This is a genomic window from Argonema antarcticum A004/B2, assembly GCF_023333585.1.
In the GTDB taxonomy this organism is placed as follows: Bacteria; Cyanobacteriota; Cyanobacteriia; order Cyanobacteriales; family Aerosakkonemataceae; genus Argonema; species Argonema antarcticum.
On the sequence record NZ_JAIQZN010000003.1, the window covers coordinates 44978 to 70528 of the forward strand.

Below are 25551 nucleotides of genomic sequence, written 5' to 3' on the forward strand. Positions count from 1 at the left end.
TTTGACTTTTGACTTTTGACTTTTGACTTTTCTAGCCCCTAGCCCCTAGCCCCTCTATGAAGTTCCAGAAGTCTACTCTAATTTTGATGCTGTCGGCGCTGTTTTTTGGTGGTATGGTTTATGTCTTCGAGACAGAAGGCAGACCACAGCTAGAAGCAGCGAAAACCAAGGAAAACTTAATTTTTGACTTTCAGGAGAAAGATGTTCGGACTGTAATTTTGACAACAAAAGAGCGGACGCTACAATTTGAGCGAAACACTCAGCAGAAAAACAATTCAGTTGCATCCAAATGGTTGCTGAAAATATTGGAAAATCCCAAGAAAATAGAAGCACCAAAAGATATGGCGGCAACGAAATCTCCTGAACCTAAACCAACTGAGTCTCCAAAAGAGGTTAAGGCAAATAAATCTCCTGAACCTAAACCAACTGAGTCGCCAAAAGATAGTACGGCAAATAAATCTCCTGAACCTAAACCAACTGAGTCGCCAAAAGCAACTGTGCCAAGCCAAATGCCAGCGAATGAGGCATATATAGCTTATTTGCTGGATAAGATGGTGAAGGCTAAGAGCGATCGCATTCCTGTCGATCCGCGCTTAGAAGATGGTCTGGATCAGCCGCTAGCAACTGTAGAAGTAAAGTTGAATAATCAGGAAACTCATAAACTGATTTTGGGTAAGCCTAACTTTAACGACACTTCTTTGTATGCTTTAGCCGACCCTCCAGAACAAGTTAAGGAGCCGCTACAAATAGTTTTGGTATCTAAGGAGTTTGAGTATGCGGTGAATCGACCTTTATCTGAATGGCAGACCCGGTGATGGGCTAGGGGCTAGGGCTAGCCCCTAGAGCATGACGAATCTGCTCCAACAACTCCTCCATCGACAAAGAAGCAGGCAAAATTCGCGTTGCAACTTCCCCCAAAACCGCTGGAAACTCCAGCGAAGAAGCAACCGAACCTAAACTAGGAGCCCTGGAAGAAGGAGAAGAATTGATGTCTTCCGACGCCAAAGCCTCTTCATTCGATCGCCTCGCCAGCACCAATATAGGAGGTCTGCTGGCAAACTGTTTCAAAGTATAAAGCTCGTTGAGCAAAGCCGGATTGGCGATAGAGTCACCCAAGTGGATCAGCAGCAGATCGACGCTGCGGTGCTGAACTTGCTGCAAAACTTCCTCCCAAGAATGGCCTAAAACACCTTTGAATCCAGCCGTTTGCAAATACTGGATCAGCGCTTGCAGCCACTGAGCCCGCTTTTTATTACTAGCCGCCATTTCAGGCATTGTCGGCTTCCCCTCGTATTGGCCGCTGGGTTGCAAACAAGTAGATTCTCCGGTCTGCTGTTCGAGCTTAGACCCAAAACGTTCGTTCAAATCTGGCAGCATTGAGATATCCGCCACTAAAATACTGCGCTTATAGGTCATACCGGCAGCAACTTGAATCGCCTGTAACAAAGTGCTGGCTTCTAGTAAAGACCCACGTGCTGTCAAACAGGGAAATACCTGGAGAGGTAAACTTTCGTGCCTACCCTTGACTTTAAGAGCAGCCTCAGTCGTCTTTTCATCCAGAGTCACCAGCGGCAGATTTGCTAGAGCGGTGTATTGGCTTAAATGTTCCAGGTAAGCTAGGGGTTCGGTAATATTGCCATCAAGTAAGACTACCTGCGGGTGCCAAATCCTGGCTAGGAGTTCTGCTTGCTCCTGATCGTCAGCCTCTAAAATCCTGTAATTGTATTGATGCAAAAGGTGGCTCAGGTGGCTCAGAGGGGGTGATGAGGTGAGGTGTCGATCTAGATTATCTGTGTTTTCTGCCGATGACCTACCTTGTGCAGAATCCGTTGTAGCATCGGCAATGAGCCGCAGAATTGTCAAACTCGCACTCTTATCAGACCCTTTTTCTGAATCCTTAGCTGATTTCGCCAATAGCTCTAAACTTTTTCGCAAAGTATCCAATTCCACGGGTAAACTCAAAAAGTCATCGGCTCGCTTGCTGTAGGCATAATTCTTTTCTGCTCTGGTTGCGGTCACAATGACTGGAATGTGTTGGGTTTGGGCAGATGCTTTGAGTAAAGTTAAGACATCCCAACCTGAGAGTAGGGGTAGGAGGGGATTGAGGAATATGGTACAGGGTTGCAACCGCCGCGCTTTCTCTAAAGCTTCTGTTCCAGACCGAGCAATCACGACCCGATACCCCAAGCCCAAAAGCTGGTTTGTCAAATTTTCAATCAATACGGGTGTTGCCTCTACGATTAACACCAACCGAGATTGGCTATGGGGCAGTGGGTAGTGCTTGGGGCCAGGGCTAGTGGATAGATTTTGCTCCTCTTCCCTAGCGCCTTCTTCTGCTTCCCAGTCCTCATCCTGGGTGTCCAGACGATCGCTTGGGGGGCTAGGAGGCAGTAGCAAGGTAAACTCACTCCCGCTGCCCTGGTTAGAAATAAATGTAACGTCTCCTCCGTGGAGGCGAGTTAGACGCTGAGTTAACACCAGCCCCAGCCCTGTACCATCAAACTGACGAGTCAGGGGATTTTCTAGCTGTTGGAATTTCTGAAAAATTAAGTGCTGCTTTTCGTCTGGGATACCAATACCAGTATCCCAGACGGTAAAAGCAATCCAGCCTTCCCAACGGCTGACTCTCAAACCGATAGAGCCGCTAGCCTCTGTAAACTTAAGGGCGTTAGAGAGCAGGTTAACCAGCATCTGGCGCAGGCGCAGTTCGTCTGCGATCAGGGTATCTAAACCGGATTCAATGGATAGGGTGAAATTGGGCTCTAGGTCGCGATCGATCTGTTCTTCTTCCTCTGTTTTGTTTTTTCCAGAATGCTGTTTTCGGGCTTGCTCGTAAGCGCGATCGCATACACTCTGAATATCCACGATCGCGAAGGTCAGATCTAGCTGCCCAGTCTCCATGCGAGTAAGATCCAAAATGTCGTTGATTACCGTCATCAGATGGCGAGCGCTGTGGTAGATCAGTCGGGTATAGCGGAGTTGGCGATCGTTGAGCGGTCCGAGTAACCGATCCTTTAGTAAGCTCGACAACCCCAGAACAGCGGTGAGGGGGGTCTTGAGTTCGTGACTGATGCAGGCTAAAAATTCATCTTTGAGTCGGTTGAGTTGGAGCAGATCGGCATTTTTAGCTGCCAGTTCTTTGGCAACCTGCTGTTCCTCTGTCACATCCTGAGCTAGCACCAGCCACAAGTCAGTGCAGCCGCCTACCTGATCGGTGCTTCGTACTGAGTGCTTCGTACTGAGTGCTTCGTACTGAATTCTAAATGCTTCGTACTGAATCCTGAGCTTCTCATTTTCGAGTGTGGGTATGGGATGCGAGATGAGGGCACTATCTGTAGTATCTCCTAAAGTTGCGAGGCGAAAGTGCCCAGAAGGGTGTGCTACGTGAAGCGAATCTTTTGGCGTACCTTTTTCTATCTCTAAGATATCTTGGTTGGATAAAACATTGCCCAGCCGAATTTTCACAAATTGCCACACTCGCTCCGAACCATTTTGCATCGGACAGACACAAATGCAGGTATTTGGATTTGTACCTATATGACACAGCTTAGGTAAGGAGGTGGGATCTGTCGAAGAGATCTGGGTAAAACCCAGATTGCCTGCTTCCCAAGTAGGCAGGGAATTTGGCAAAACTGAGAAGTCTAATATGCTTAGAGGTTCGGGGATGATATGCTCCCATTCTCCCGCTTTGTAACTTTCTGACGGGGGTGCCACTTCTTCTAATAAAGCGGCTGCTTCTCGTCTGAGGAATTCAGGATCTTGCAATGCTCCGAAGTGTGTGCGCCATGCTAAATTTTGCTTAACTGATTGACCGCTACCAGTTTGCAACATAATGGGCAAAGGCAGTCGTTCTAGAAGTTCTACGAGGGGATCGATCGCCCCAAGTGGGGTAGCTATATTGTTGCCAACCGTGCCATTTGAAGGGTTTGTGCCATCAAATCCCTCAAATTGATAGCCACCGGCTGATTTTTGTGTCGGTTCGGAATCTGCTAACTGCTCTACCGATAAGTGGTTAGCCAGGTATTGCAACAAACGCTGACTATCGAGCAAACCCAGAAATTTGCCTGAGAAGTCAACCAGAGCCCAATCCGAATATGCGCCTGTTTTGTACCTTTGGTCTTGCAGGTAAGGCCAAAATTGCTTCAAGGTAAAATCGGCTGGCAAGGTCGCTAGTGGCTCTGTCACAGATAAACCCAGATCTGATAAAGATTGCTGTAAATTAAACTCTGTGGCAATTTGCGGTCTGCGGGATGTCACTGATGAGTTGTTTAGAGCTATATTCATCCTTGTATCAGTGTTCACATCCGTCTGTGCTTCTACTCCCCCAACAAAGAGCGTTCCCACAGATCTGCCTGGAAAGGCGGGGTGTTGGGGAGGATCTAAATCCGCTGTCACCTTGGATAAGTTCAGGTAGGGCAATAAGCTGCTCAAGTGCAGCATTCCCAGCGGGCGCTGTTGTTCGCTCACCACTACTAAGCGATCGGTGTAACAGATCTGCTTTGGGTTCATCTCGCACTTGCCCTGGGCTAAAATCTCTAGCACGGCGGCGAGGCTCGTCATCTGCGTACAGATGGGAACGGTGACGATAAATTCTTTCAGGCAGGGGGTCGGCATGGGTATGTGCTTTCTGGCTGGCAGTTCAAAATAACTGAAAGCGCCGAAAGCGCCTCTTTGAGTTCACAGTCCCATGACTTTCACGCCTCAACCGCTACCTACAGGGTAGGCGGTGCGTCTTTTTCAGGTGGAAGCAATACCCGCAAGTAGGGTATTGCTGTCGTTTAACGCAGAGTAGGAGACGCTTAAAATCGGGTCTTGATCATATTATGATCCCAGCGTGAATTTTGCTTCTATCTCAGCAATTACAATTAATGAGAATTCAACTAATGTTAGCTTAATGTTAAGGATTGTATTGATCCCCTCTCAGGATCTCTATCCTGGGGGGGTATAAATTATAGCAAACTGCAACGGAAGCCGTACAAATACAGTCGCTTCCTTGCTTTGAGGGATAGATGTCCTAACATATCTGACTTTCGCTATATACAGCCCGTTGAAAACTTTACTGCTTAAAGCGCGTGCGATCGCAACTTTTTATCTGTACCTTTTTGCCTTCTTCCCTATCGGCTGAGCCGATAGGGCAGTTTTTGAGTGCCGAACGCTATCTGCTGACTCAATTCCAGTCAAAAGAGGCGTTTTTAAATTTCGTCCAGCAGGAACAGCAACAACTAGATTGCCTAGTTTTACATGATGGCCCAGAGTTATTAGCCCTCCTCAACCAGCTGCACCAGCAAGGCACGCTGTTACCAAGCGTGATTTTCTCATTGGATACAGAAGTAAGCTCTCGCCAAACCTCTGGAAAAGAGATTCATGAGTCTACACCCTCAGAAACGCCAACGGACACCTCGGCAGACGCCCCAAAGTGTTCGATCGATTTCTACGAGGCTTCTGCTCTGAGAGTCTCTCTGAGCGAGCTTACGAAAATTCCCGCTCTCATCGATCGCGCGATCGCTCAATTTCTGGAGCTTTCTTCCGAGACGACTCTCTATGATAAATCTTCCTTCACGGACGCTAGAGGCAAACCAAATATCCTCCTGCAACAGCAGCGGCGGCTGGCTGAGAAACTAAGGGAACGATTAGGGTATATGGGTGTGTATTACAAGCGAAATCCCAAACATTTTTTCCGCAATATTCCATCTGCCAAAAAGCACGAGTTCCTAGAGCAACTCAAATTAGATTATCGCGAGATAGTTCTGAATTACTTCAATCAAGATAGCAACCTAAATCAAAAAATTGATGAATTTGTCAATACAGCTTTTTTCTCAGACATTCCAGTTACTCATATCGTGGAAATTCACATGGAATTAATGGACGAGCTTTCTAAACAGCTAAAATTAGAAGGGCGGAGCGATGAAGTATTATTAGATTATCGTCTGACCCTAATCGATGCGATCGCACACCTATGTGAAATGTACCGCCGTTCACTTCCCAAAGAATCTTGAGTCATGATTCGTGGTTCCTGGTTCGCAGTTTATGGTAAAAATCATAAACAACCAACAATGAATAATAAACAATGAATAATCAATAACGACGAAACTCTATGACTCCTCTAAAGAAAACTTATGTTCTCAAGCTTTACGTCGCTGGGAACACACCTAACTCTGTACGAGCCTTAAAAATGCTGAAGAATATTCTTGAACAAGAGTTTCAAGGCGTCTACGCCCTGAAAGTGATTGATGTGCTAAAAAACCCGCAACTAGCAGAGGAAGATAAAATCCTGGCAACTCCTACCCTAGCCAAAATATTGCCTCCTCCAGTTCGCAAAATTATTGGCGATCTCTCCGATCGGGAAAAGGTATTAATTGGCCTAGATCTCCTATACGAAGAACTGCGTGAAGAAGAAGAATACGCTGGTTAAATAAATTTTGCTAAATTTGTTAGACTGGTTATGTGCCAAACGTAGCCTTGCAGCCCTTTATTTTATGGGGTTTTACTTCCATTTTATAAGACCAAAACCATGAATAAGCCAAATAATCAGATTGAGCAAAAACAGAAATTCGTAAAGGCAGGAGTCGAAAAAATTCGCACCCTTATCGAGGGATTTGATGATATAAGTTATGGCGGATTGCCTGTTGGTAGAACCACATTAGTAAGCGGTACTTCTGGTACGGGAAAAACCCTGTTTGCAATCCAGTTTATCTATAACGGCATCATCCATTTTGATGAGCCTGGAGTTTTTGTCACTTTTGAAGAATCGCCCAACGATATTATCAAAAATGCCTGTAGTTTTGGGTGGAATTTACAACAATTAGTCGATGATGGCAAGTTATTTATTTTGGATGCCTCTCCCGATCCAGAAGGACAGGATGTTGTCGGCAGTTTTGACCTTTCTGCTCTGATCGAGCGTCTGCAATATGCTATTCGCAAATACAAAGCCAAACGGGTTTCGATTGACTCGGTAACGGCAGTGTTTCAACAGTATGATGCAGCATCGGTGGTGCGGCGAGAAATCTTTCGCTTAGTCGCACGTCTTAAGCTACTTGGCGTTACCAGTATCATGACAACCGAACGAGAGCAAGAATATGGCCCCGTGGCGCGTTTTGGGGTAGAAGAGTTTGTTTCGGATAATGTAGCAATTGTCCGAAATGTTTTAGAAGGAGAACGCCGTCGCCGCACGCTCGAAATCCTCAAATTGCGAGGCACAACTCACATGAAAGGGGAATATCCTTTTACGATTACCAATGATGGGATTAATATCTTCCCACTGGGAGCAATGCGATTGACTCAACGTTCTTCCAATGTCCGTGTATCTTCTGGCGTGAAAACCCTCGACGAAATGTGTGGCGGCGGTTTCTTCAAAGATTCCATCATTCTGGCAACAGGAGCTACTGGTACAGGGAAGACACTTTTAGTAAGTAAATTCTTGCAAGATGCCTGCATGAGAGGTGAGCAGGCGATATTATTTGCTTATGAAGAATCTCGCGCTCAACTCTCGCGCAATGCCTACTCTTGGGGAACTGATTTTGAAGATTTAGAACAAAAAGGGTTGCTGAAAATCATTTGTGCTTATCCCGAATCCGCTGGATTGGAAGACCACTTGCAGATTATTAAAACAGAAATTGCACAATTTAAGCCTTCCCGAATTGCCATTGACTCTCTATCAGCTTTGGCACGCGGAGTGAGCAATAATGCTTTTCGTCAGTTTGTGATTGGGCTGACTGGTTTCGCCAAGCAAGAGGAAATTACCGGCTTTTTTACCAACACTACCGAGCAATTTATGGGGTCTAATTCAATTACAGATTCCCATATTTCTACGATTACAGACACGATTATCATGCTCCAGTATGTGGAGATTCGTGGCGAAATGTCTCGCGCTATTAACGTCTTTAAGATGCGAGGTTCTGGGCACGATAAAGGCATCCGCGAGTACACTATCAGCGAAAAAGGCCCGGAAATTAAAGATTCCTTCCGCAACTTTGAACGAATTATCAGCGGTTCGCCCTCTCGCATTAGCGTTGATGAAAAGTCAGAACTTTCTCGAATTGTCAAGGGGGTGCAGGGAAAAATCGGTGATGATTAATTAGGGTAAATTTAAGATTTTAGATTTTAGAGCCCCTTTCAAATAAAGCGCGATAAACAGGTTCGCCTTTGGCTTCGGTGAAACGTTCGCGTTCCGTGGGGACTGGCAAAGGGTTTGCAGTCAGCCATTCGGATGAAGTTCTTTGAAAAGCTGGGTGAGAATGGAAGCGATCGCACATTTCGATCGCTACCTGCTCCACATCAGACTGAATAAATACCCATCCTCCAGAAGCAAGATAAGTTGCCAACTCAGCCACCGTATCGGTTTGCACCACTCGCCTCTTCTGGTGGCGCTTTTTAAACCAGGGGTCGGGAAATTGAATCGTCACTCGCTGCAATATCCCAGATGGAAAAGAACTTAACAGAGGACGCAGGGAATTGTTCGCGTTGCAAAACAGGTAGTGCAGATTCTGCAAAAGATGCTCGTCTCGCAGCTTATTTGCCTCCAAAACCAACGGTTCCCGAATTTCTAGCCCCAAATAATTCCAATCGGGTTGCAACTGTGCCATGCTCAAAAGGAACTGTCCCTTAGCACAGCCAATATCCAAATGCAGTGGCAGGGTAAGATCGGCGTAAATCTGAGTCCAATCGGGAGGACTCGTGGGTGTCTGATACTTACTACTAAGAGGATTGACGTGCTGGCGAACTCTGACAGCTGCCAAAATTAATACTCCTTCTCAAAACGATTAACTACTTCTGGTTGCGATCGCATTGCCCAACCATTAGTTATACTGGACGGGGATCGCTATTTTTTGGCGATTTTAATGATATGAGCCTAAATTTCCGCTTTGCTGTGGTGAGCGACTTGCACATCGCCGTGCCTCACACCATCTGGGATAGTCCAAGCAGGTTTCATCTGGTGGAAGTCAGTATACCAGCGCTGGAGATTGTTCTGAAGCATTTGGAACAACTTGACCTGGATTTTCTGCTTTTACCGGGAGACTTAACGCAGCACGGCGAACCGGATAATCATGCTTGGTTGCAGGGGCGCTTGTCGCAACTGCCTTTTCCAGTGTACGTTGTGCCGGGGAATCACGATGTTCCCAGTTTGCGCGGGACTGAAAACGCGATCGCTTTTTCAGATTTCCCTCGCTTCTACCACAAGTTTGGCTACAACGATAAAGCACAAATTTATTACACTTGTCAAGTTTTGCCCGGTGTACGCCTGATCGGACTCAATTCTAACCAGTTTGACGAGGAAGGCAAACAAGTTGGGCGTTTAGATGATACTCAGATAGAGTGGCTGAGGGAGGTTCTAGCGGCATCCTCAGATGAACTGGTGCTGGTGATGATACATCACAATGTAGTAGAACACTTGCCGGGTCAATCTCGCCACTCATTAGGGCGTCGGTATATGCTGGAGAATGCGCCGAGTTTGCTGGAGATTCTGCGATCGGCTAAAGTGCAACTGGTGTTTACCGGACACTTGCACGTTCAGGATATCGCTTACAACCAAGGCATATACGACATTACCACTGGTTCTCTGGTCAGTTATCCGCATCCCTATCGGATTTTACATTACCGTACCGACGAACTGGGCAGACGATCGTTGCAAATTGAGACGCATCGGATCGAATCGGTGCCAGATTGGCCTACTTTACCGCAGATCTCGCGAAAATGGATGGGCGATCGCAGCCATCCCTTCATGCTCAGACTGCTCACCGAACCACCTCTAAGTCTACCTCACATCACAGCAGAGGAACTCGTTCCCAGTCTGCGCTATTTCTGGGCAGATATTGCTGGTGGCGATGCTATCTTTGACTTCTCCCACTTTCCACCAAAAGCGCGTCGTTTCTTCGAGAGTTTTGGCGCTATTAGCAGTAACGGTACACCCGCCTTCATCGACAACAATACAACTTTGCTGCTTTAAATTCTCTGTAGCGGTATATTTTAAAATAATCAAGATATGACTGTCAGCGTGAGTTATCAGTTTGATGAATTTGTCAGCCAACATTTGGCTGATGCTGTTGTTGCTGCCAAAACTATCAGAGATGCTCCTATTAAAACTGTGACTTTATCCCGCATAGCTCTCCACTATGCAAGATTTGGACAGCAAAATCAAGCCCTAGAAGTTTTATCTCAAGCCCTTAATCCCGCCCAAAAGATTAAAGAGGCTGTGAGTCTAGTAAAAGCAATGGGCGAAGTAGCAGGAATATGTCTGTTTGAGCCTGCACTGACAAATCAAATATGGGAAATATTAACTCAAGCTTTACAGGTAGCTCAAACCATCCACAACTCCGAACAAAAACATCAGGCGTTATCAGAAATTGCCTTTCGCTACGCAAGTGCAGGAGAAAGCGATCGGGCAATGCGAGTATTGGATTTGGTTGGAAAATCTTCAGATAAAAATTATGCCAAAAAGTATTTTCAGCAGAGTTTAATTTACTATTATATCACTTTTCGTAAACACGACGAAGCTCTAAAATTAATCTCCGAAGCAGAAACTATTGATCCTTCCGAGAAGTTAATAATACTCTCTGGCATGGCTTTGGATTACGCAGACTTGGAACAAGTAGAACTAGCCGATAGCACTCTAACTGAAGCTTCACAAATAGCTATTATTTTAAATAATAGCAGCGAAAAAGTCTTTCATTGTATAGACATAGCCGAGCGATATTCACTAATCGGATACCATAATAAAGCAATTCAGATACTGAAACAAGGGCTAGATATAATCCCAAATATTGAAGAAGAAAATACAGAAAACATATCGTATATGTTGGGTAATATTGCTCAAGGATTTGCTCAAGCAGGCCAACCTGATTATGCCTTACGAGTAGCTCAAACTATAAAAGATAATGACCCAGCCTTATATTCCAAAGTCAACGCATTAGAGGAAGTTGCTGGTGCGTATGTAAAGGCTGGTCAGATCGATCGAGCTAAGGCTACATTATTTGAAGCTTTTGAAGTAGCTAACGCGATGCCAAATGCTGGCGAACGACAAGCTTATTTATTAATTAAACTAGCTGAAAAGTATGTAAAATATAGCTATGTTGACAGAGTTGCTGAGGTATTAGCTCAAGCTCTTAATATTACCAAAGATTTAAAGCCTAGTAAGCAAACAGACGAGCTAAAGTCGTCGATTGTTTTCTGCTATAAAGAGGCTGGTTTATACGATCTAGCCTTACAACTTGCTATTGGCATTAAGGATAGTAATTCCAGAAACAAAGCTTTAGATTACTTAGTTACCAGCTATATAGATACTGGAAAATATGAGAATGCTTTACGATTGTTAGAGATGATTGATGACGCCATGTATAGATGCAAAGCTTTATCAAAGATAGCTGCCAAGTATACCAAATCAGGACAAATAAAACAAGGTTTAGAAACGTTTAAACAAGCAGTGCAAATCGCCAAAAATATCAAAAATACCAGGCAAAGAAAAGTGGGATTAATTGAGGTTTTTCGCTGCTACATGGAGATCTATGAATACAACGATATTGTTGAGATTGTTGAGATTGTTAAAACTATCAAGGATGCTTCATTAGAAGCCGAGGTATTAACCAGGATAATTTATTTTTATAATCAGTCTGGACAGGAAACTAAAGCTGTTTACCTTTATCCTCAAGTTGTTACCCCAATTGAACGCATGAGAGACAGCCCCGCCAAAACTAATTTGATGGCTGGCATATATTCGGGATACGCTAAAGCAGGCCAATATGAACAAGCCCTAGAGCTTGTCAAAAGAATCAAAAATGCTGAAACGAAAGTTCAGGCATTACTTGACATTGTTTATATATACGCAGCAGCTAATCGCGATTAGTCATCAGTGATTCGGTAATGGGTAATGGAAAAAAGTAAACCAATGACTAATGACCAATGACCGATGACTAATGACTAATGACTAATGACCAATGACCAAAATTACGGTTGTCGGCAAATCCCAAATACAGAAGTATATCCGTGCAGGAAAGTGCTACCCGCCACAGGGCCGATTTCCCCATTGCAGAAAAAACCGCCCACAGGAATATCTTTCATGTAGCGGCGGAACAGCCGCGAGTCAAAATCAGGACAGCCATAAAGTCCTTCCCCGCGTCCCATACAAGAGAACATCAAGGCACCCGCAGCAGCAGGATCGGAGGGCGTTTGCTTTTGATGACGCTTGAGCAGCATTTCCAGGTCTTCAGCGGAAGCGTGGGCGTCCCGTAGGTGAAATTGGATACGCTGTCCAGGACGAACGCGATCGCCAATTGCGATCGCCCCAGCTCTGGGATCGACCCCCAGCAAACTGCGGATTAAGAAATCTCCCTGTTCCAAATCCTGCTTAAACTCATCCCGCGCCACCCCCACAAACAGCGCATTCTGCGCCAGCATCCGATCCTCCTCATTGAGAGTTTGGATCAAATCTCGCAGCGCTTCCAAAGGCTTCCGCGATTTTCCGCAAACAGCAAAATCCTCACTGGTTTGCTCCTCCAATTCCATCACAACATTGCGCTCTCCTTCCTTCACCCTATAAGGCTGACCTATAGGACGACATCCTTGAGCCACAATAGTTTCCAAAACAATATTGCCACTCAGAGCGACACCCACCGTACCTTCCCGGTGCAAATTATAGTTACAAAACAAGCCACTACTGCCGCCTACAGAAGTACCGCTAGCCAGTCCTCCCACCTTAATAGATCCTGGATAAGCAAAATCCAGTCCCTGAACTAAATCATTAATGCTAGACGAGAAGGGATCTGCTAACAAAATAAACTGAGGTTGAGCTTGTGGCAGCACACCAATCAAATCTATCCACCCATCTGGGGCGCTATCTAAATCTGGCAATGCTTCTGGAAGTATATGAAAGGCTCGCACGTTTACCCCCGGCAACGACATCAAGCTCAGGCTCAATCCCGGTTCTCCCTCTACTTCCTGCACCTCTCCCTGTCGGTTTACGCCAATGACGCCGCCACCAGCGCAACCAATTAATACCGGCACCGACAGTAGCTCCTCAAATAAAGGCATCAGTCTGGTATACTCGCTTGCAAAAGCAGACGAAATAAACACCACAGCCAGATCTGCCGACGCCTGCAACGACAAACTAGCACGTTCTACAACTTCCTCTACAGCCGCTTCCAAAGAAGGACGGGTTGACAGAGCGTTTGCCCACTTTATCTGGTTGGTCATGGGTTTTACCATCGTCCTTAGTTTAATGTTGTTTTTAGTTTAGGGATTTTCGGCTTGAGCTTTTATAGCAAAGTGCTTAGTGCTGAGTGCTTAGTACGGCAAAGTGCTGAGTGCTGTAGTACCAACACACTCGCTTCTTTATCCAAGTAAATCCCCAATATACCGCAATATTAACCCTCACAGGCTCTCAAAATACCAATTTTGCTCCGAAAACCCTCAAAGAATAACTTGCTAGAGCAGCTTTTACCCTATGGTAAACGACATTTCCCCATGCCCAGAGTAATATTACCTACTCGAACTGGCGATCGGACCTTAAGTAGTGTTAAGATACCAAAACGACAAGCAATTGAGTGTAAAGTCCGCCTGGGGAGCAATCAACGGTTAAATCTTAAAAAAAAACCTCAATACCGACTCCATAATTCGGCTGAGGGTATGAATAGAAAGAAAAACTCCGTTAAAAACCGGCCTCCCAGGTAAAATTTATCCGAAGCGACTAAAATAGCTTGAGTCGTGTTTCCTTCCCGCTACAACCATAGAAGCGGTTTCCACACTTCCCACGAGGTCTTATGAGCAACATCCAAACAAAAATCGAAGAAGAACTTATCCAGGCTCGTCAAGTCTGCGATATCAGCGGCGGCAACTCGAAAGAATGTGCGGCTGCTTGGGATGCCGTCGAAGAGCTGCAAGCAGAAGCTTCTCATCAGCGCCAAAACAAACCCAAGACTTCCCTTGAGAAATATTGCGATGACAACCCCGATGCGGCTGAGTGTCGGCTGTACGAAGACTAGAATTTGTTAGTTCTACAGGTCTGTACCCCGTAATCTCCGTGTAGTGGGTAGTGGGAAAATAATCTCACTACCCACTACCTACTAAGCAAGTGGGCATAATTAAACGTAAAACTGCCGCACCCTTAGAAACCCGGTTTCGGAGGAGAAACCGGGTTTCTGGGTGTTATGTTTATTTACGCCCACCTACTACGAGTTCGCATTCGCGTGATGTCAGTAATACAAAAGTTATGCAAGACCCTTGGTTTAAACCGCTAGTCTGGATGGACTACCGAGTGGCGGTATTGTTTACGGTTATTATGCCCTTGATTCTGCTAATTTGGGCTTTTGCCCAAAAAAGCGAAGCGATTCAACGCTTGTTAATTATTTACTGGCGAGTTGCGAGTTTGCTAGCGATCGCACTTTACCTGATGATTGATGCTATACCGATCGGCTTTGGAGCGAATTTGATAGCTCGCATCCTCATTCCCATTTCTTTGTGGTTTTGGGCTGATATCAACGAAGAGATCGACGACCTCCCGCAGCGAGAACTAAAGCTAGCCATAACATCATGGCGTTGGGGAATAACGGTTTACAGTCTGCTGGGAGCATTGCTAGAAATTCCTTTCCTCAGCTGTTCCATTTCCTCTAAGCAAGCAGTGCTGGAAAACCCATTTTGTAGGGTTTGGTTAGATGTGCCTTGGAGCTACAAGCAGATTTTCCATGCCAATACTGGTGAGGCATTTTTGGGCTTTCTGGGAATCGTGGGATTGATAATTTATTTTGCTTCGTTGAGCTATTTTGTGCTTTTTAGGTTAGGCAAACAGGGACGGTCAGCTATCGAGCAATAAACAGCCAAGAGAATTGCAAATTTACGATTTCAAATTGCCAAGAAAGAAAAGAGAATTTAAATCTGCAATCTGAAATCTAAAATTTGAAATTAAAGTAACTAACAACTAATACCTTTATGACAGATTCTCTAGCACGGCGTCTGGAGCAATACACTTCAAGGCGGCCCCAGGAAGTCCTCATCGTAACAGCCGAAATCGCAGGCGAAGAAGACCGAGTGGCGATTTTTAAAGGATATTCCAGTTCTTTAATGCGTCCGACCGCTTTCGATCCAGATGTGACTGTATTGCCGGACGAGGCCAAGATTATCGCGATCGATCGCGTAGCAAGTCCTTATAATCCAGAATCTCCTCGCTACATAGAAGAAGGGTTGACTTGGGAGACAATCCAACCCTTGTTGTCAGAGGTTGGATAGACTTACATCTTCACAGATGACTCAATCAGGCTAAAAAAACCGGGTTTATCAACGAAAAATCTAGGCTTTCAGGTAAGGGTATTTGCACCAAACTTGGTTTCTCACCCTAGTGCCAGATTTGATATAGTGTCCGGCTGCATCGGTAGTGTAAGAGCGATCCGGGAAATTGTCTGTTGTCGTTGGGGGTAAAATTTTTACCGCAGATCGAGACAGATAAACGCAGATAAACGCAGATATGAGAGCGATTTATGGAGGCAATCGATGCTTAAGAATATGATGTGAGTTAAGGGAATTCCGGAAAGTGTTATCCTCCAGTGTAAGTAAGTGTGTTGTCTGGAGTGTTTGGAAAATATGGTTACAACCCCCGTCGGGACTCAACTGTCTAGCGCTTCCTCTTCGCCATCGTCCGCTTCCGAATCGATGCTTATGGCAAAATCGCTCAATCTCAATCCTGCTTACAACCCAATCAATTTGCCCGCAACGCCTTTGTTTGGAACTGATGGGATTCGCGGCCGAGTGGGAGATTTGCTGAGTGCCGAATTAGCTCTACAAGTCGGTTTTTGGACTGGTCAAGTGTTGCGATCGCAGGCAGTAAGCTCCCAAGCCCCAGGGCCAATCATCTTAGGCCAAGATACTAGAAACTCCAGCGATATGTTGGCAATGGCCCTAGCCGCCGGTCTTACTTCGGCTGGACTAGAGGTTTGGCAGCTGGGGATATGCCCTACTCCCTGTGTAGCTTACTTAACCAGTATTTTCCAGGCAGCCGGAGGAGTAATGATCTCGGCTAGCCACAACCCGCCAGAGGACAACGGGATTAAAATTTTCGGGCTTGGTGGTACGAAGCTGTCCAAGGAATTGCAAGCACAAATTGAGGCAGGACTTCGGGGACAGCAGATTGAGAGTTCTGTTGTAAGTGTTTCGGGAAAACACTACCATCGCCCTGAGTTGCTTAACGAGTACGCTGAGTCGCTTCAGAAACCGCTCTTGCCAGATATCGATCTGCGGGGAATGCGAATTGTGCTGGATCTGGCTTGGGGAGCGGCTGTGGGACTTGCGCCGAAGATTTTTGCCGAAATGGGGGCGGAGGTGATTTGCCTGCATGAGAGTCCTGATGGCGATCGCATTAATGTCAATTGCGGTTCGACTCATCTTGGGCCTCTCCAGCAGGCGGTGAAGCAGCATCAAGCGGATATGGGATTTGCTTTTGATGGGGATGCCGACCGCGTACTGGCTGTGGACAGCCAAGGTCGCATCGTTGATGGCGATCGCATCCTCTATTTCTGGGGAAAAAGTCTGGCCCTGGGGCAACAATTGCCCAACAATACGATCGTGACTACCGTGATGGCTAACCTCGGTTTTGAACGAGCTTGGCAAAATTTCGGCGGTCAATTCCTGCGGACGCCAGTGGGAGACCAGTACGTTCATGCGGAAATGCAGATCCACGGTGCTATGTTGGGTGGCGAGCAATCGGGACATATTCTCTGCCGTCATTACGGTGTCACTGGTGATGGTTTGTTAACGTCGTTGCATTTGGCCGCACTGGTAAAACGGATGAATGCTTCCTTATCTGAATTGGTCGATGGAAGTTTCCAGACTTACCCCCAGCTATTAAAGAATATTCGGGTGGAAGACCGCGATCGTCGTCTCGGTTGGAAAAACTGCGATATTCTTACAAGCGCGATCGCACAAGCAGAAGCTGCAATGGGGGACTCTGGACGTATCCTCGTTCGCGCTTCTGGAACCGAACCCCTCATTCGCGTTATGGTGGAAGCCGTCAGCGCCGAACTCGCCTCTAGCTGGGCTGACAATCTGGTTCTAGCCGTTCAGCAATATCTCAGTAGGGGCTAGGGAAGTCAAAAGTCACTCATTCAAAAGTCAAAAGTCAAAAATGAACAATTCTTTCTTTTGCCTTTTGCCTTTCCCAACTCCCTAAATAAGACTTAACAAAGGGCTGTAGCTAAGAGAGAAGCTTCTCTGCGGCAGATTTTGCCTTGGTTTTGTATAATAGGTCACTACTTTGTATAAAACGACACGAAACTTTCCAGCTTTTTAGCTCATATTTTTTCAATAGGACTTACGCATTTAATTTTGCAGCACCGCAGATGTAGGGGCAATTCATGAATTGCCCCTACATCTAGGGTGAAAAGGTTTATAAACCCGATTTCTTTAGCCGTATTGGAGTTCCTAAAATCTAAAATATAAAATGGTATTATCCGTGCTTGCTTTCACTTCTGAACTAAATGTGAGTCAGATCGCTATCGCTAGAGAAATTAGTGCAGCAGTTGTCAATGTGAGCGGTCGTCAGCGGATGCTCTCTCAAAGGACGGCGCTGTTTTCCCTCAGATTGGTTTGCTCTCAAGATAAGGTTGAGCGGGAAAAGTTGCGATCGCAACTAACAATTGCGATCGATTTAATGGAAAATTCCCATAATGGATTGATCGATGGCGATCTTGAGATGAAACTACCCGGAAACCCTTCTAAGGTAGTAAAAGCGATGTATTTTGAACCACCGCTTCATTTAGACGGGCAGATTCGGAAATTCATCGCCCAAGTCAGAGCCTTAGCGGAAGTTGAAGACGGCGATCTGAATCAGCATAATCCCCATCTGCTCTACATCCTGGACTTTGCTGACGGCGGACTGCTAGATGCTTTAGATGCGATCGTCAGTCAGTATCAGAAAGAGAGCGAAGCTGAGCAACTGGAGCTCGATCTCAACCAGATCCAACTCTATAAGCAAAGTTGTGCCGCCACTGCTGCTGCCCAAGCGCAAGCGCAACAACTAGAAAAAGCACTGCACGACTTACAACAGGAACGGATTAAGCTTATTCACACCGAGAGAATTTCCAGTCTCGGTCAACTGGTTGCTGGTGTTGCCCATGAAATCAACAACCCAATCAACTTTATTTACGGAAACTTGACTTATGCGAACAACTATGTAGAAGACCTAATCAAGCTGCTACACCTTTATCAAAAGGAATATCCCAACCCCAATCCTTCCATTGAAAAAAAAATTATAGATATTGACCTGGATTTTCTGATCCAAGACCTGCCTAAAGTTCTATCTTCTATGAAAATCGGTGCCGATCGCATCCGTCAGATTGTCCTATCGCTGCGGACTTTCTCTCGAATGGACGAAAAGGAAATGAAGCCGGTTGATATTCACGAGGGCATTGAGAGTACGCTGTTGATCTTGCACAGCCGTCTGAAAAGCAAAGACGATCGTCCTGAAATCAAAATAATCAAGGAGTACGGAAATTTGCCGTTGGTGCAATGCCACGTCGGTCAACTGAATCAAGTATTAATGAATCTTCTCTCCAACGCAATTGACGCCCTGGAAATGGGGACTGGAGACTGTTCAATCCCAAATCCCAAATCCCAAATCCCAAATCCCCAGATTCTGATTCGCACTGAAGCGTTACACCCCGATTATATTAATGTGCGGATTGCCGATAACGGGCCGGGGATAACAGAGGAAGTAAAAGCGCGACTATTTGACCCTTTTTTCACTACCAAGCCGGTAGGTAAAGGTACTGGGCTAGGATTGTCGATCAGCCATCAGATCGTAGTCGAAAAACATGGGGGGTCACTCCTGTGCGTGTCCGAACCGGGACAGGGGACGGAATTCTGGATTGAAATTCCGATCCGTCAAAAGTCATTAGTCATCTGTTATTGACTTTTGACCGAAAACCAAAAAGGTCAGAGAGCGGCTCTTCCTTACTTACTATGCTATTTCAGCAGAGAGGGAGAGGGGGAGAGGGGGAGAGGGGGAGAGAGGGAGAGGGGGAGAGTGGGAGAGGAGAAAATCAATAAAAATGTTCTTAAGTGAACAAAAGCATAGCAACTCCGAAAGAGCCGTTTCTCCCAGAAACCCGGTTTCTGGTTGTTCAGTTTATTTACGCCCACCTACTTATCCTTTCAGCCAAAATCGATCGATCAATTGGCAATTTTGTAAATTTCGATTCAATTTCGTGATGCGATCCCAAATATTATATAAAGTTCAAAGAAATTAAATTGACTTTTTCATAAAAAATTCAATTTAGGATAAAATAAAAAAAAGGTTGCCTCAAGTCAGAATTTAACGCATTAATAATTCCTGACTTAATAAACTTTTGTAAAAATTAAGTTGTTTGAATCAAAAAGCTCAAAGCTGAGACGCAACTAATCGTAAAAAAGGCTTTTTGGGCACCAAAAAGGATGTTTGTGAGGATAAATATGCTTGGATCTTTATCTTTTTTACCTCGGTTATCACCAGTGTTTTTATACAGCAATAAAGTGGGATTAATCCAGATTCAAGACTATCGTAAACGGAGCGTATTGATGCGAAAAGTGATTGACCGCATCTGGAACTCTCTGGAGATGAAAGTGGGAGCGGCATCAGGGTCGCCCCTACTCCAGACAGCGGTGGATGAGGTTGGCAACCTACTGCATCTGGATCGTTGTAGTTTTTTGTGGTATTACCCTCACACACAAAGGGTTCAATTGGTTTACGAGCAGGTTCGCGGCAATCAAGAACCTATGCAATGGGCGTATGATGGGTTAGAAATGTTTCGATCGGCAGCAAGTGTCCTAGCCCAAGGGCAATTGGTAGTCAGCAGCGGCACCGAACCAAGAACAGGAGCCTTTGGTGCTATTTCGCGATCGCTCACCCAATTGCCGATTTTCCAACATCAGAAAAACAAGCTTCAGCACAGTAGAACAGAGGTTATTTCTGGCCCAGGGGTGCAGCCAGATATCGCCAAGCTATTAGTTCCAGTCTGTCGAAGTAGCGCCGAAGAAACATCCCTACAGGAAAGTAGGATAGGACTGATGGCCTGTTTGCGGTCAAGGCCCCGCAATTGGTCGCCAGATGAAATAGAAATAGCGCAGTTAGTCGCCCAACAGCTCGATATCGGCATCCGCCAGACAAAACTTTACGAGCAAAGCCAGAAACAGGCACAGCGAGAGAAACTGATTAACCAAATTACTAGCCAAACGCGCCAAAGCTTAGATCTAGAAACAATTTTAACTTCTGCGATCGCGCAACTGTTGGATGCCTTAGAAGTAGACCGCTGTCTGGTTCATTTGGTAGAAGACTGTCGCGAACAAGATCTGGGAAGTAAAGGAGAATGCTCTATTTCCTCCAAATCTCAAATTTTCTGGGAGACAGCCCATCGAACCGCATATCGACGCCAACATTTGTATGAAGTTTGTCGAGAACCATTTCCTCGGACTATAGATGATTTCGATACCCACGGGCCGATTACCCAGTGGGTAATTAAATATCGTCAAACAGTTATCATTCCCGATATTACTCAAGATCCCCGCATTGGAGCCCAAAACGAAGAATACAAAAAAGCTCAGATCAACTCTTCTTTAGTTGTACCAGTGCAGGCTAATAACGTACTGCACGCCATTCTTTATCTAAATCAATGTGCCTACAATCGATATTGGTCTAAAAACGATCGAGAATTAGCCGAAGCAGTTGGCAACCAGCTAGCTATTTCGATCCAACAAGCTTGTCTGTATGCCCAAACTCGCGCCTCAATGGAACGAGAATCGCTCCTGCGGTTAATCAGCGATCAAATTCGCGGCACTCTAGATTTAAAAACAATCTTACAGACAGCTGTGCGCGAGGTGCAAAGCTTACTAAAAACAGACCGGGCAGCGATTTATCAATTTACGGAAGATTCCCAAGGTGAGGTGGTGGTAGAACAGACAACGGGCAAGTGCGTTTCGATTATGGGGGAAATGAGTCAAAGAAGTTGCTTTGTCACCAAGTCTGCCTATCAATACCTGGGAGAACGGGTACAGGCTATCAACGATGTATTTAATGCGGACTTAGATGATGGCAATATTGCTTTATTGCAGGAGTTGCAAGTGCGAGCTACGCTGGTTGTGCCTATACCTAAAACTGAAGAATTAGGAGAGTTATTAAGTGAGAAAGAAGGAGAAAATCTACATCCAAATTCTCCTTCTCGTTCTGTTTGGGGATTGCTGATTGTCCACGAATGCGAAAGGCCCAGAGTTTGGCAGGAGTCAGAGGTTGAGTTACTGCAACAGCTGGCAATTCAGGTGGCGATCGCAATTCAGCAAGCCGAACTGTACGAACAAGCCCGCACCAGCGCCACAGCTGCCCAAACCAAAGCTGAAGCCCTAGAAAAAGCTATATACGACCTCCAGCAGACTCAAGCACAATTAATTCAGACCGAAAAAATGTCTAGCCTCGGTCAGCTGGTGGCAGGTGTGGCCCATGAAATCAACAATCCGGTCAATTTTATCTACGGCAACTTGACCTACGCAAACAGATATACTCAAGACTTGCTAAAGCTAGTGAGTTTGTATCAAGAGTTATATCCCGAACCTAGCCCCGAAATCTTGGAGTGTGCTGACGATATTGACTTGGAATTTCTGATCGAAGATTTTCCCAAAATTTTGTCCTCGATGGAAGTAGGGGCCGATCGCATCCGTCAAATTGTCCTCTCTTTGCGGAATTTCTCGCGACTCGATCAAGCAGAAATGAAGCCAGTCGATATTCACGAAGGCATTGACAACACGCTGTTAATCTTGCAAAACCGCCTCAAAACCAACGGAGGGCGTACCCAGGTTGAAATTATTAAAGAGTATGGTGACCTGCCTTTGGTGGAGTGCTACGCGGGACAGCTCAATCAAGTTTTTATGAACCTTTTGAGCAATGCGATCGATGCAGTCGAAGAGTTTGCAGTCAATGGAAACGCAACTGAGACTCCTCAGATTCGGATTCGCACCGAAATGTTGCAACCCGACTTGATCACGGTGCGGATTGCCGATAACGGGCCTGGAATGACAAATTCAGTGAGGATGCGACTTTTTGACGCTTTCTTCACCACCAAGCCGGTAGGACGGGGTACAGGACTGGGTTTGTCGATTAGCTATCAGATTGTCGTGGAAAAACACAAAGGGGCGTTCTGGTGCGAGTCAGAACCGGGAAAAGGAGCTGAGTTCTTTCTTGAGATTCCGGTGCGCCCATACGATCGGCCCTAATTTGGATCGCTATGAGCTTCGAGCGCATCCCCCGTAGGATGGATGTTGGATGTCGATCGCGCCCAAAAAATCGACTTAATGTTATACTGTTCACGATCTCAAACTGAGCTTTTTTACTCCAGTAGGAGCGGCAAGCTTTCCGGTGCGGATGCCTTTACTATTCCTTAAGAGATCTTTGGGTTCTAAGCTGCTACGCATCTAAAATGACCGTCAGTTTTTCCGATCTTCTTGTGGGATGGGCATCCTGCCCGTCTTTGTATTGGATTTAGATGCGTAATAGCTTACCAACAAATTATCCTGGGAATGCTTCGCCCCGGAGCCTGCTAGTGCAAAGTCTCATAATATATTGAGGCGCATTTTGTTGTGTTTTGAAACACAAATTTTTGGTGACTATAATCACCATCAAAGGATGTTAGCTTAACAGATCTTTATCCCCGATCGTAAAATATACTTGTTCATATTGCTTCTTTGTCGAGTCGTTACACATTTGAGGTTAGCGTTTAACAAACAAGCAATCTGTAGCACAGCGTAAACAACCCACCGATAATCGGAGTACCCATATAGCGGGGGCTTTTAAGAAGCCCTAGTTTATCAGACACAGGTAGAGATACCTACGTTAGTGATGAAATTAAACTATAAAAAAGCAGAGTAAAAATAAAATCTGCCATACTTAGGCTGCCGGAAAAAATGACCCACAGCGATCGCTCACCAGAAGAACAGCGACAAAGCGATGAAACCTATCGCTTTCTAATGAACCACATCAAAGAAGCGATATTCCAGACAGACGCCAATGGATTCTGGACATTTCTCAATCCTGCCTGGGCAGAAATTACCGGATTCACAGTTGCAGAAACACTCGGCAAAAGTATTATAGATTACATTTATTATGATGACAAAGAACGGAATATAGAAATATTTAAGAGCCTAATTGAACGCCAAAAAGAAGACAGCCGACATAAGATTCGATACATAACTAAAAATGGCGGTTTTCGTTGGATTGAAGTTTATGCGCGATTAACAGTCGATCGCAACGGTGCTATTATAGGCATATCCGGCTCTCTGAACGATATCACCTCTAGCAAACTGGCAGTAGAAGCTCTGACGCGCCTTACCGCGCTCGTAGAAGCGACCGCTGACATCGTTGGTACAGCCGACAAAGAAGGACGGACTTTTTACATCAATTCCCCAGGGCGTCGCTTGCTGGGAATTGGTGCAGAAGAAGATATTTCAACCATAAACATCGCCAGCTTTCACCCTGAATGGGCGGCTAAAGTGGTTTTAGAGGAGGGTATTCCACACGCTATCCAACATGGGGTTTGGAGTGGCGAAACAGCGCTTTTGAGCCGTGATGGCCGACAAATTCCGCTCAGTCAGCTAATTATCGCGCACAAACAGTCCGATGGAAGCGTTGAATATCTTTCCACCATTGGTCGCGATTTAAGCGATCGCAAACAAGTCGAAGATATCCTCACACAGCTTAACGCAAAATTAGAAATAAAAGTTCTAGAGCGGACAGCGGAATTAAGGAAAGCCCTAGACCAATTGCAGAGCGAGATTGCCGATCGTAACAAAGCAGAAAAAGAATTAGAAAAATCGCTTTCTCTCCAGCAAGCAGCACTGGAATCCACTGCTGATGGAATTCTTGTGGTGAACAAAAACAGAAAGATTGTCGGGTTTAATCAAAAATTTGTCCAAATGTGGCGGATTCCTCAATCTATCCTAGCCGATGAGAATGATGAAGAAGTAGTGTCGTTTGTCTTGCATCAGCTAAAAACTTCGGAAAATTTTATCACAAAAGTAAATGAACTGTACGCCACTCCAGAAACAGAATTTTGGGACATTTTGGAATTTAAAGATGGGAGAATTTTTGAGCGCTATTCTCAGCCTCAGCGCCTTGGAAAAGAAATCGTTGGCCGAGTTTGGAGCTTTCGGGATATCACCGAGCGTCGGATGGCAGAACAAACAATTCGCTATCAAGCTTTACACGACCTTTTAACAGATTTGCCCAACCGGATACTGTTCAACGAGCGGCTATCAGCGGCATTGTCAAATGCACGTGAAAGGCAAGGAATGCTCGCTGTGATGTTTTTAGATTTAGATCGTTTTAAGACAATCAACGATACACTAGGTCACGTTTTTGGGGATCAGTTGTTGCAAATAGTTGCTGAACGACTCACCAATTGTCTGTGGCAGCACGATACAGTTGCTCGTTGGGGAGGGGATGAATTCACCCTGCTGCTACCCCAAATCACTTGTGCAGAAGATGCTGGTAGGATCGCCAAAATAATTCTAGATGCTCTTAAGCAGCCTTTTAATATAGAAGGGCACCAACTTTATATCAGCAGCAGTATTGGCATTGCTTTCTATCCTTATGATGGCGAAGATGCCGAAACACTTATAAGAAACGCAGACGTTGCCCTATACCGTGCTAAAGAACAGGGTCGCAATAATTACCAGTTTTACAAAGCGGCGATGAACTCTCAAGCTTCCGAGTTGTTGATCCTAGAAAACAAGCTGCACCAAGCTTTAGAAAAGGGAGAATTTGTCGTCTACTACCAACCTCAAGTTCATACTACCACTGGCAAAATTACCGAAATGGAGGCTTTAGTACGTTGGCAACATCCTGAGTTGGGGCTGATTTCTCCAGCCAAATTTATCCCGTTAGCTGAGGAAAACGGACTGATTTTACCCATCGGCGAATGGGTGCTGCGAACTGCCTGCGCCCAAAATAAAGTTTGGCATGACGCGGGTTTCCCATCGTTATGCGTAGCGGTTAACCTTTCTGCCCGCCAGTTTCAACAACCAAATCTTGTGGAAATGGTGGCGCGAGTTTTGTCAGAAACAGGGCTCTCGCCCTGCTTTTTGGAGTTAGAAATCACTGAAAGCATTGCTATGCAAAATTTGGATTTTACTAGGGCAATCTTGAAAGACTTGCATAGTATGGGTGTCTCTATTTCTATGGATGATTTTGGCACTGGATATTCTTCGTTGAGCTATCTCAAAAAGTTCCCGCTTGATAAGCTAAAAATTGACCAATCTTTTGTGCGGGAATTGACAACTGACCCGAATGATGGTGCGATTATTAATGCGATCGCAGCTTTGGCAAAAGTATTGAATCTCAAGATGGTGGCAGAAGGGGTGGAAACAGAAGATCAAAGAGATTTTTTACAAAGTCTGCAATGCGAATATATGCAGGGTTATTTGTTCAGTCGGCCCTTATCGGCTCAGGATGCAACCCAAATTCTCCAAAAGTCTTGGCCGATTACAGTCAAACCTTTTGCCAGCTATTGTTATCTTTGTCCCAACAAGGGAGCTAAGCTCTCACAGATCTAAGGCAGAGGG

General features: G+C 45.4%; 16 protein-coding genes. 13 read left to right on the forward strand and 3 right to left on the reverse strand.

Going from position 1 to position 25551, the window contains the following annotated elements:
- Positions 1 to 56 precede the first annotated feature (56 nt).
- Entirely contained in the window at positions 57 to 815 is a 759-nt protein-coding gene (locus LAY57_RS02055; RefSeq protein ID WP_249064629.1) for a DUF4340 domain-containing protein, read from the forward strand.
- 4 nt (positions 816 to 819) lie between these two features.
- On the opposite strand, the gene LAY57_RS02060 is transcribed toward LAY57_RS02055, so the two are convergent.
- Positions 820 to 4614: an ATP-binding response regulator gene (locus LAY57_RS02060; protein ID WP_249064630.1), complete on the reverse strand. Its 3795-nt coding sequence runs from the start codon at positions 4612 to 4614 to the stop codon at positions 820 to 822.
- A 458-nt stretch (positions 4615 to 5072) separates the two neighbouring features.
- Here LAY57_RS02060 and LAY57_RS02065 point away from each other — a divergent pair, with 458 nt between their 5' ends.
- From LAY57_RS02065 to kaiC, 3 genes are all read left to right on the forward strand, one after another.
- Positions 5073 to 5996 carry a circadian clock protein KaiA gene (locus LAY57_RS02065; protein ID WP_249064631.1) on the forward strand — a complete coding sequence of 308 codons (924 nt, stop codon included), beginning with the start codon at positions 5073 to 5075 and terminating at the stop codon, positions 5994 to 5996.
- Between the two features lie 98 nt (positions 5997 to 6094).
- Positions 6095 to 6412, forward strand: a complete 318-nt coding sequence (gene kaiB, locus LAY57_RS02070; RefSeq protein ID WP_249064632.1) for a circadian clock protein KaiB — start codon at positions 6095 to 6097, stop codon at positions 6410 to 6412.
- Between the two features lie 99 nt (positions 6413 to 6511).
- Complete coding sequence (kaiC, locus tag LAY57_RS02075; RefSeq protein WP_249064633.1) at positions 6512 to 8074, forward strand: circadian clock protein KaiC; 1563 nt, start codon at positions 6512 to 6514, stop codon at positions 8072 to 8074.
- A gap of 19 nt (positions 8075 to 8093) precedes the next feature.
- On the opposite strand, the gene trmB is transcribed toward kaiC, so the two are convergent.
- On the reverse strand, positions 8094 to 8735 hold the full coding sequence (gene trmB / locus LAY57_RS02080; RefSeq protein WP_249064634.1) for a tRNA (guanosine(46)-N7)-methyltransferase TrmB: 642 nt from the start codon (positions 8733 to 8735) through the stop codon (positions 8094 to 8096).
- 107 nt (positions 8736 to 8842) lie between these two features.
- Between trmB and LAY57_RS02085 the strand changes: the two genes are divergently transcribed.
- Together LAY57_RS02085 and LAY57_RS02090 are read left to right on the forward strand one after the other, a co-directional pair.
- Positions 8843 to 9943: a metallophosphoesterase family protein gene (locus LAY57_RS02085; RefSeq protein ID WP_249064635.1), complete on the forward strand. Its 1101-nt coding sequence runs from the start codon at positions 8843 to 8845 to the stop codon at positions 9941 to 9943.
- A 36-nt stretch (positions 9944 to 9979) separates the two neighbouring features.
- Positions 9980 to 11836 carry a tetratricopeptide repeat protein gene (locus LAY57_RS02090; protein ID WP_249064636.1) on the forward strand — a complete coding sequence of 619 codons (1857 nt, stop codon included), beginning with the start codon at positions 9980 to 9982 and terminating at the stop codon, positions 11834 to 11836.
- Between the two features lie 101 nt (positions 11837 to 11937).
- Here the strand turns inward: LAY57_RS02090 and LAY57_RS02095 are convergent, their stop codons facing one another.
- A complete protein-coding gene (locus LAY57_RS02095) occupies positions 11938 to 13182 on the reverse strand; it encodes an FIST signal transduction protein (RefSeq protein ID WP_249064637.1) in 1245 nt (414 codons plus the stop codon).
- A 566-nt stretch (positions 13183 to 13748) separates the two neighbouring features.
- Here LAY57_RS02095 and LAY57_RS02100 point away from each other — a divergent pair.
- From LAY57_RS02100 to LAY57_RS02130, 7 genes are all read left to right on the forward strand, one after another.
- Positions 13749 to 13970: a Calvin cycle protein CP12 gene (locus LAY57_RS02100; RefSeq protein WP_249064638.1), complete on the forward strand. Its 222-nt coding sequence runs from the start codon at positions 13749 to 13751 to the stop codon at positions 13968 to 13970.
- Positions 13971 to 14197: 227 nt separating this feature from the next.
- The gene (locus tag LAY57_RS02105; RefSeq protein WP_249064639.1) at positions 14198 to 14797 is read left to right on the forward strand and encodes a DUF3177 family protein; all 600 of its coding nucleotides are present in this window, start codon (positions 14198 to 14200) and stop codon (positions 14795 to 14797) included.
- A gap of 116 nt (positions 14798 to 14913) precedes the next feature.
- Positions 14914 to 15210 carry a DUF7734 family protein gene (locus LAY57_RS02110; RefSeq protein ID WP_249064640.1) on the forward strand — a complete coding sequence of 99 codons (297 nt, stop codon included), beginning with the start codon at positions 14914 to 14916 and terminating at the stop codon, positions 15208 to 15210.
- A gap of 351 nt (positions 15211 to 15561) precedes the next feature.
- A complete protein-coding gene (gene glmM, locus LAY57_RS02115) occupies positions 15562 to 17058 on the forward strand; it encodes a phosphoglucosamine mutase (RefSeq protein ID WP_420839054.1) in 1497 nt (498 codons plus the stop codon).
- Positions 17059 to 17413: 355 nt separating this feature from the next.
- Positions 17414 to 18883 (forward strand): ATP-binding protein, encoded by a 1470-nt coding sequence (locus tag LAY57_RS02120; RefSeq protein ID WP_249064641.1) that lies wholly within the window; start codon positions 17414 to 17416, stop codon positions 18881 to 18883.
- Between the two features lie 539 nt (positions 18884 to 19422).
- On the forward strand, positions 19423 to 22209 hold the full coding sequence (locus LAY57_RS02125) for a GAF domain-containing protein (protein WP_249064642.1): 2787 nt from the start codon (positions 19423 to 19425) through the stop codon (positions 22207 to 22209).
- A gap of 687 nt (positions 22210 to 22896) precedes the next feature.
- Entirely contained in the window at positions 22897 to 25542 is a 2646-nt protein-coding gene (locus LAY57_RS02130; RefSeq protein WP_249064643.1) for a sensor domain-containing protein, read from the forward strand.
- Positions 25543 to 25551 lie beyond the last annotated feature (9 nt).

Bases quoted from the DNA above. Each gene is read 5' to 3' on its own strand.
- LAY57_RS02055 (WP_249064629.1), top strand. From the start codon at position 57: ATGAAGTTCCAGAAGTCTACTCTAATTTTGATGCTGTCGGCGCTGTTT.
- LAY57_RS02060 (WP_249064630.1), bottom strand. From the start codon at position 4,614: ATGCCGACCCCCTGCCTGAAAGAATTTATCGTCACCGTTCCCATCTGT.
- kaiB (WP_249064632.1), top strand. From the start codon at position 6,095: ATGACTCCTCTAAAGAAAACTTATGTTCTCAAGCTTTACGTCGCTGGG.
- kaiC (WP_249064633.1), top strand. From the start codon at position 6,512: ATGAATAAGCCAAATAATCAGATTGAGCAAAAACAGAAATTCGTAAAG.
- LAY57_RS02085 (WP_249064635.1), top strand. From the start codon at position 8,843: ATGAGCCTAAATTTCCGCTTTGCTGTGGTGAGCGACTTGCACATCGCC.
- LAY57_RS02090 (WP_249064636.1), top strand. From the start codon at position 9,980: ATGACTGTCAGCGTGAGTTATCAGTTTGATGAATTTGTCAGCCAACAT.
- LAY57_RS02095 (WP_249064637.1), bottom strand. From the start codon at position 13,182: ATGACCAACCAGATAAAGTGGGCAAACGCTCTGTCAACCCGTCCTTCT.
- LAY57_RS02100 (WP_249064638.1), top strand. From the start codon at position 13,749: ATGAGCAACATCCAAACAAAAATCGAAGAAGAACTTATCCAGGCTCGT.
- LAY57_RS02105 (WP_249064639.1), top strand. From the start codon at position 14,198: ATGCAAGACCCTTGGTTTAAACCGCTAGTCTGGATGGACTACCGAGTG.
- LAY57_RS02110 (WP_249064640.1), top strand. From the start codon at position 14,914: ATGACAGATTCTCTAGCACGGCGTCTGGAGCAATACACTTCAAGGCGG.
- glmM (WP_420839054.1), top strand. From the start codon at position 15,562: ATGGTTACAACCCCCGTCGGGACTCAACTGTCTAGCGCTTCCTCTTCG.
- LAY57_RS02120 (WP_249064641.1), top strand. From the start codon at position 17,414: ATGGTATTATCCGTGCTTGCTTTCACTTCTGAACTAAATGTGAGTCAG.
- LAY57_RS02125 (WP_249064642.1), top strand. From the start codon at position 19,423: ATGCTTGGATCTTTATCTTTTTTACCTCGGTTATCACCAGTGTTTTTA.
- LAY57_RS02130 (WP_249064643.1), top strand. From the start codon at position 22,897: ATGACCCACAGCGATCGCTCACCAGAAGAACAGCGACAAAGCGATGAA.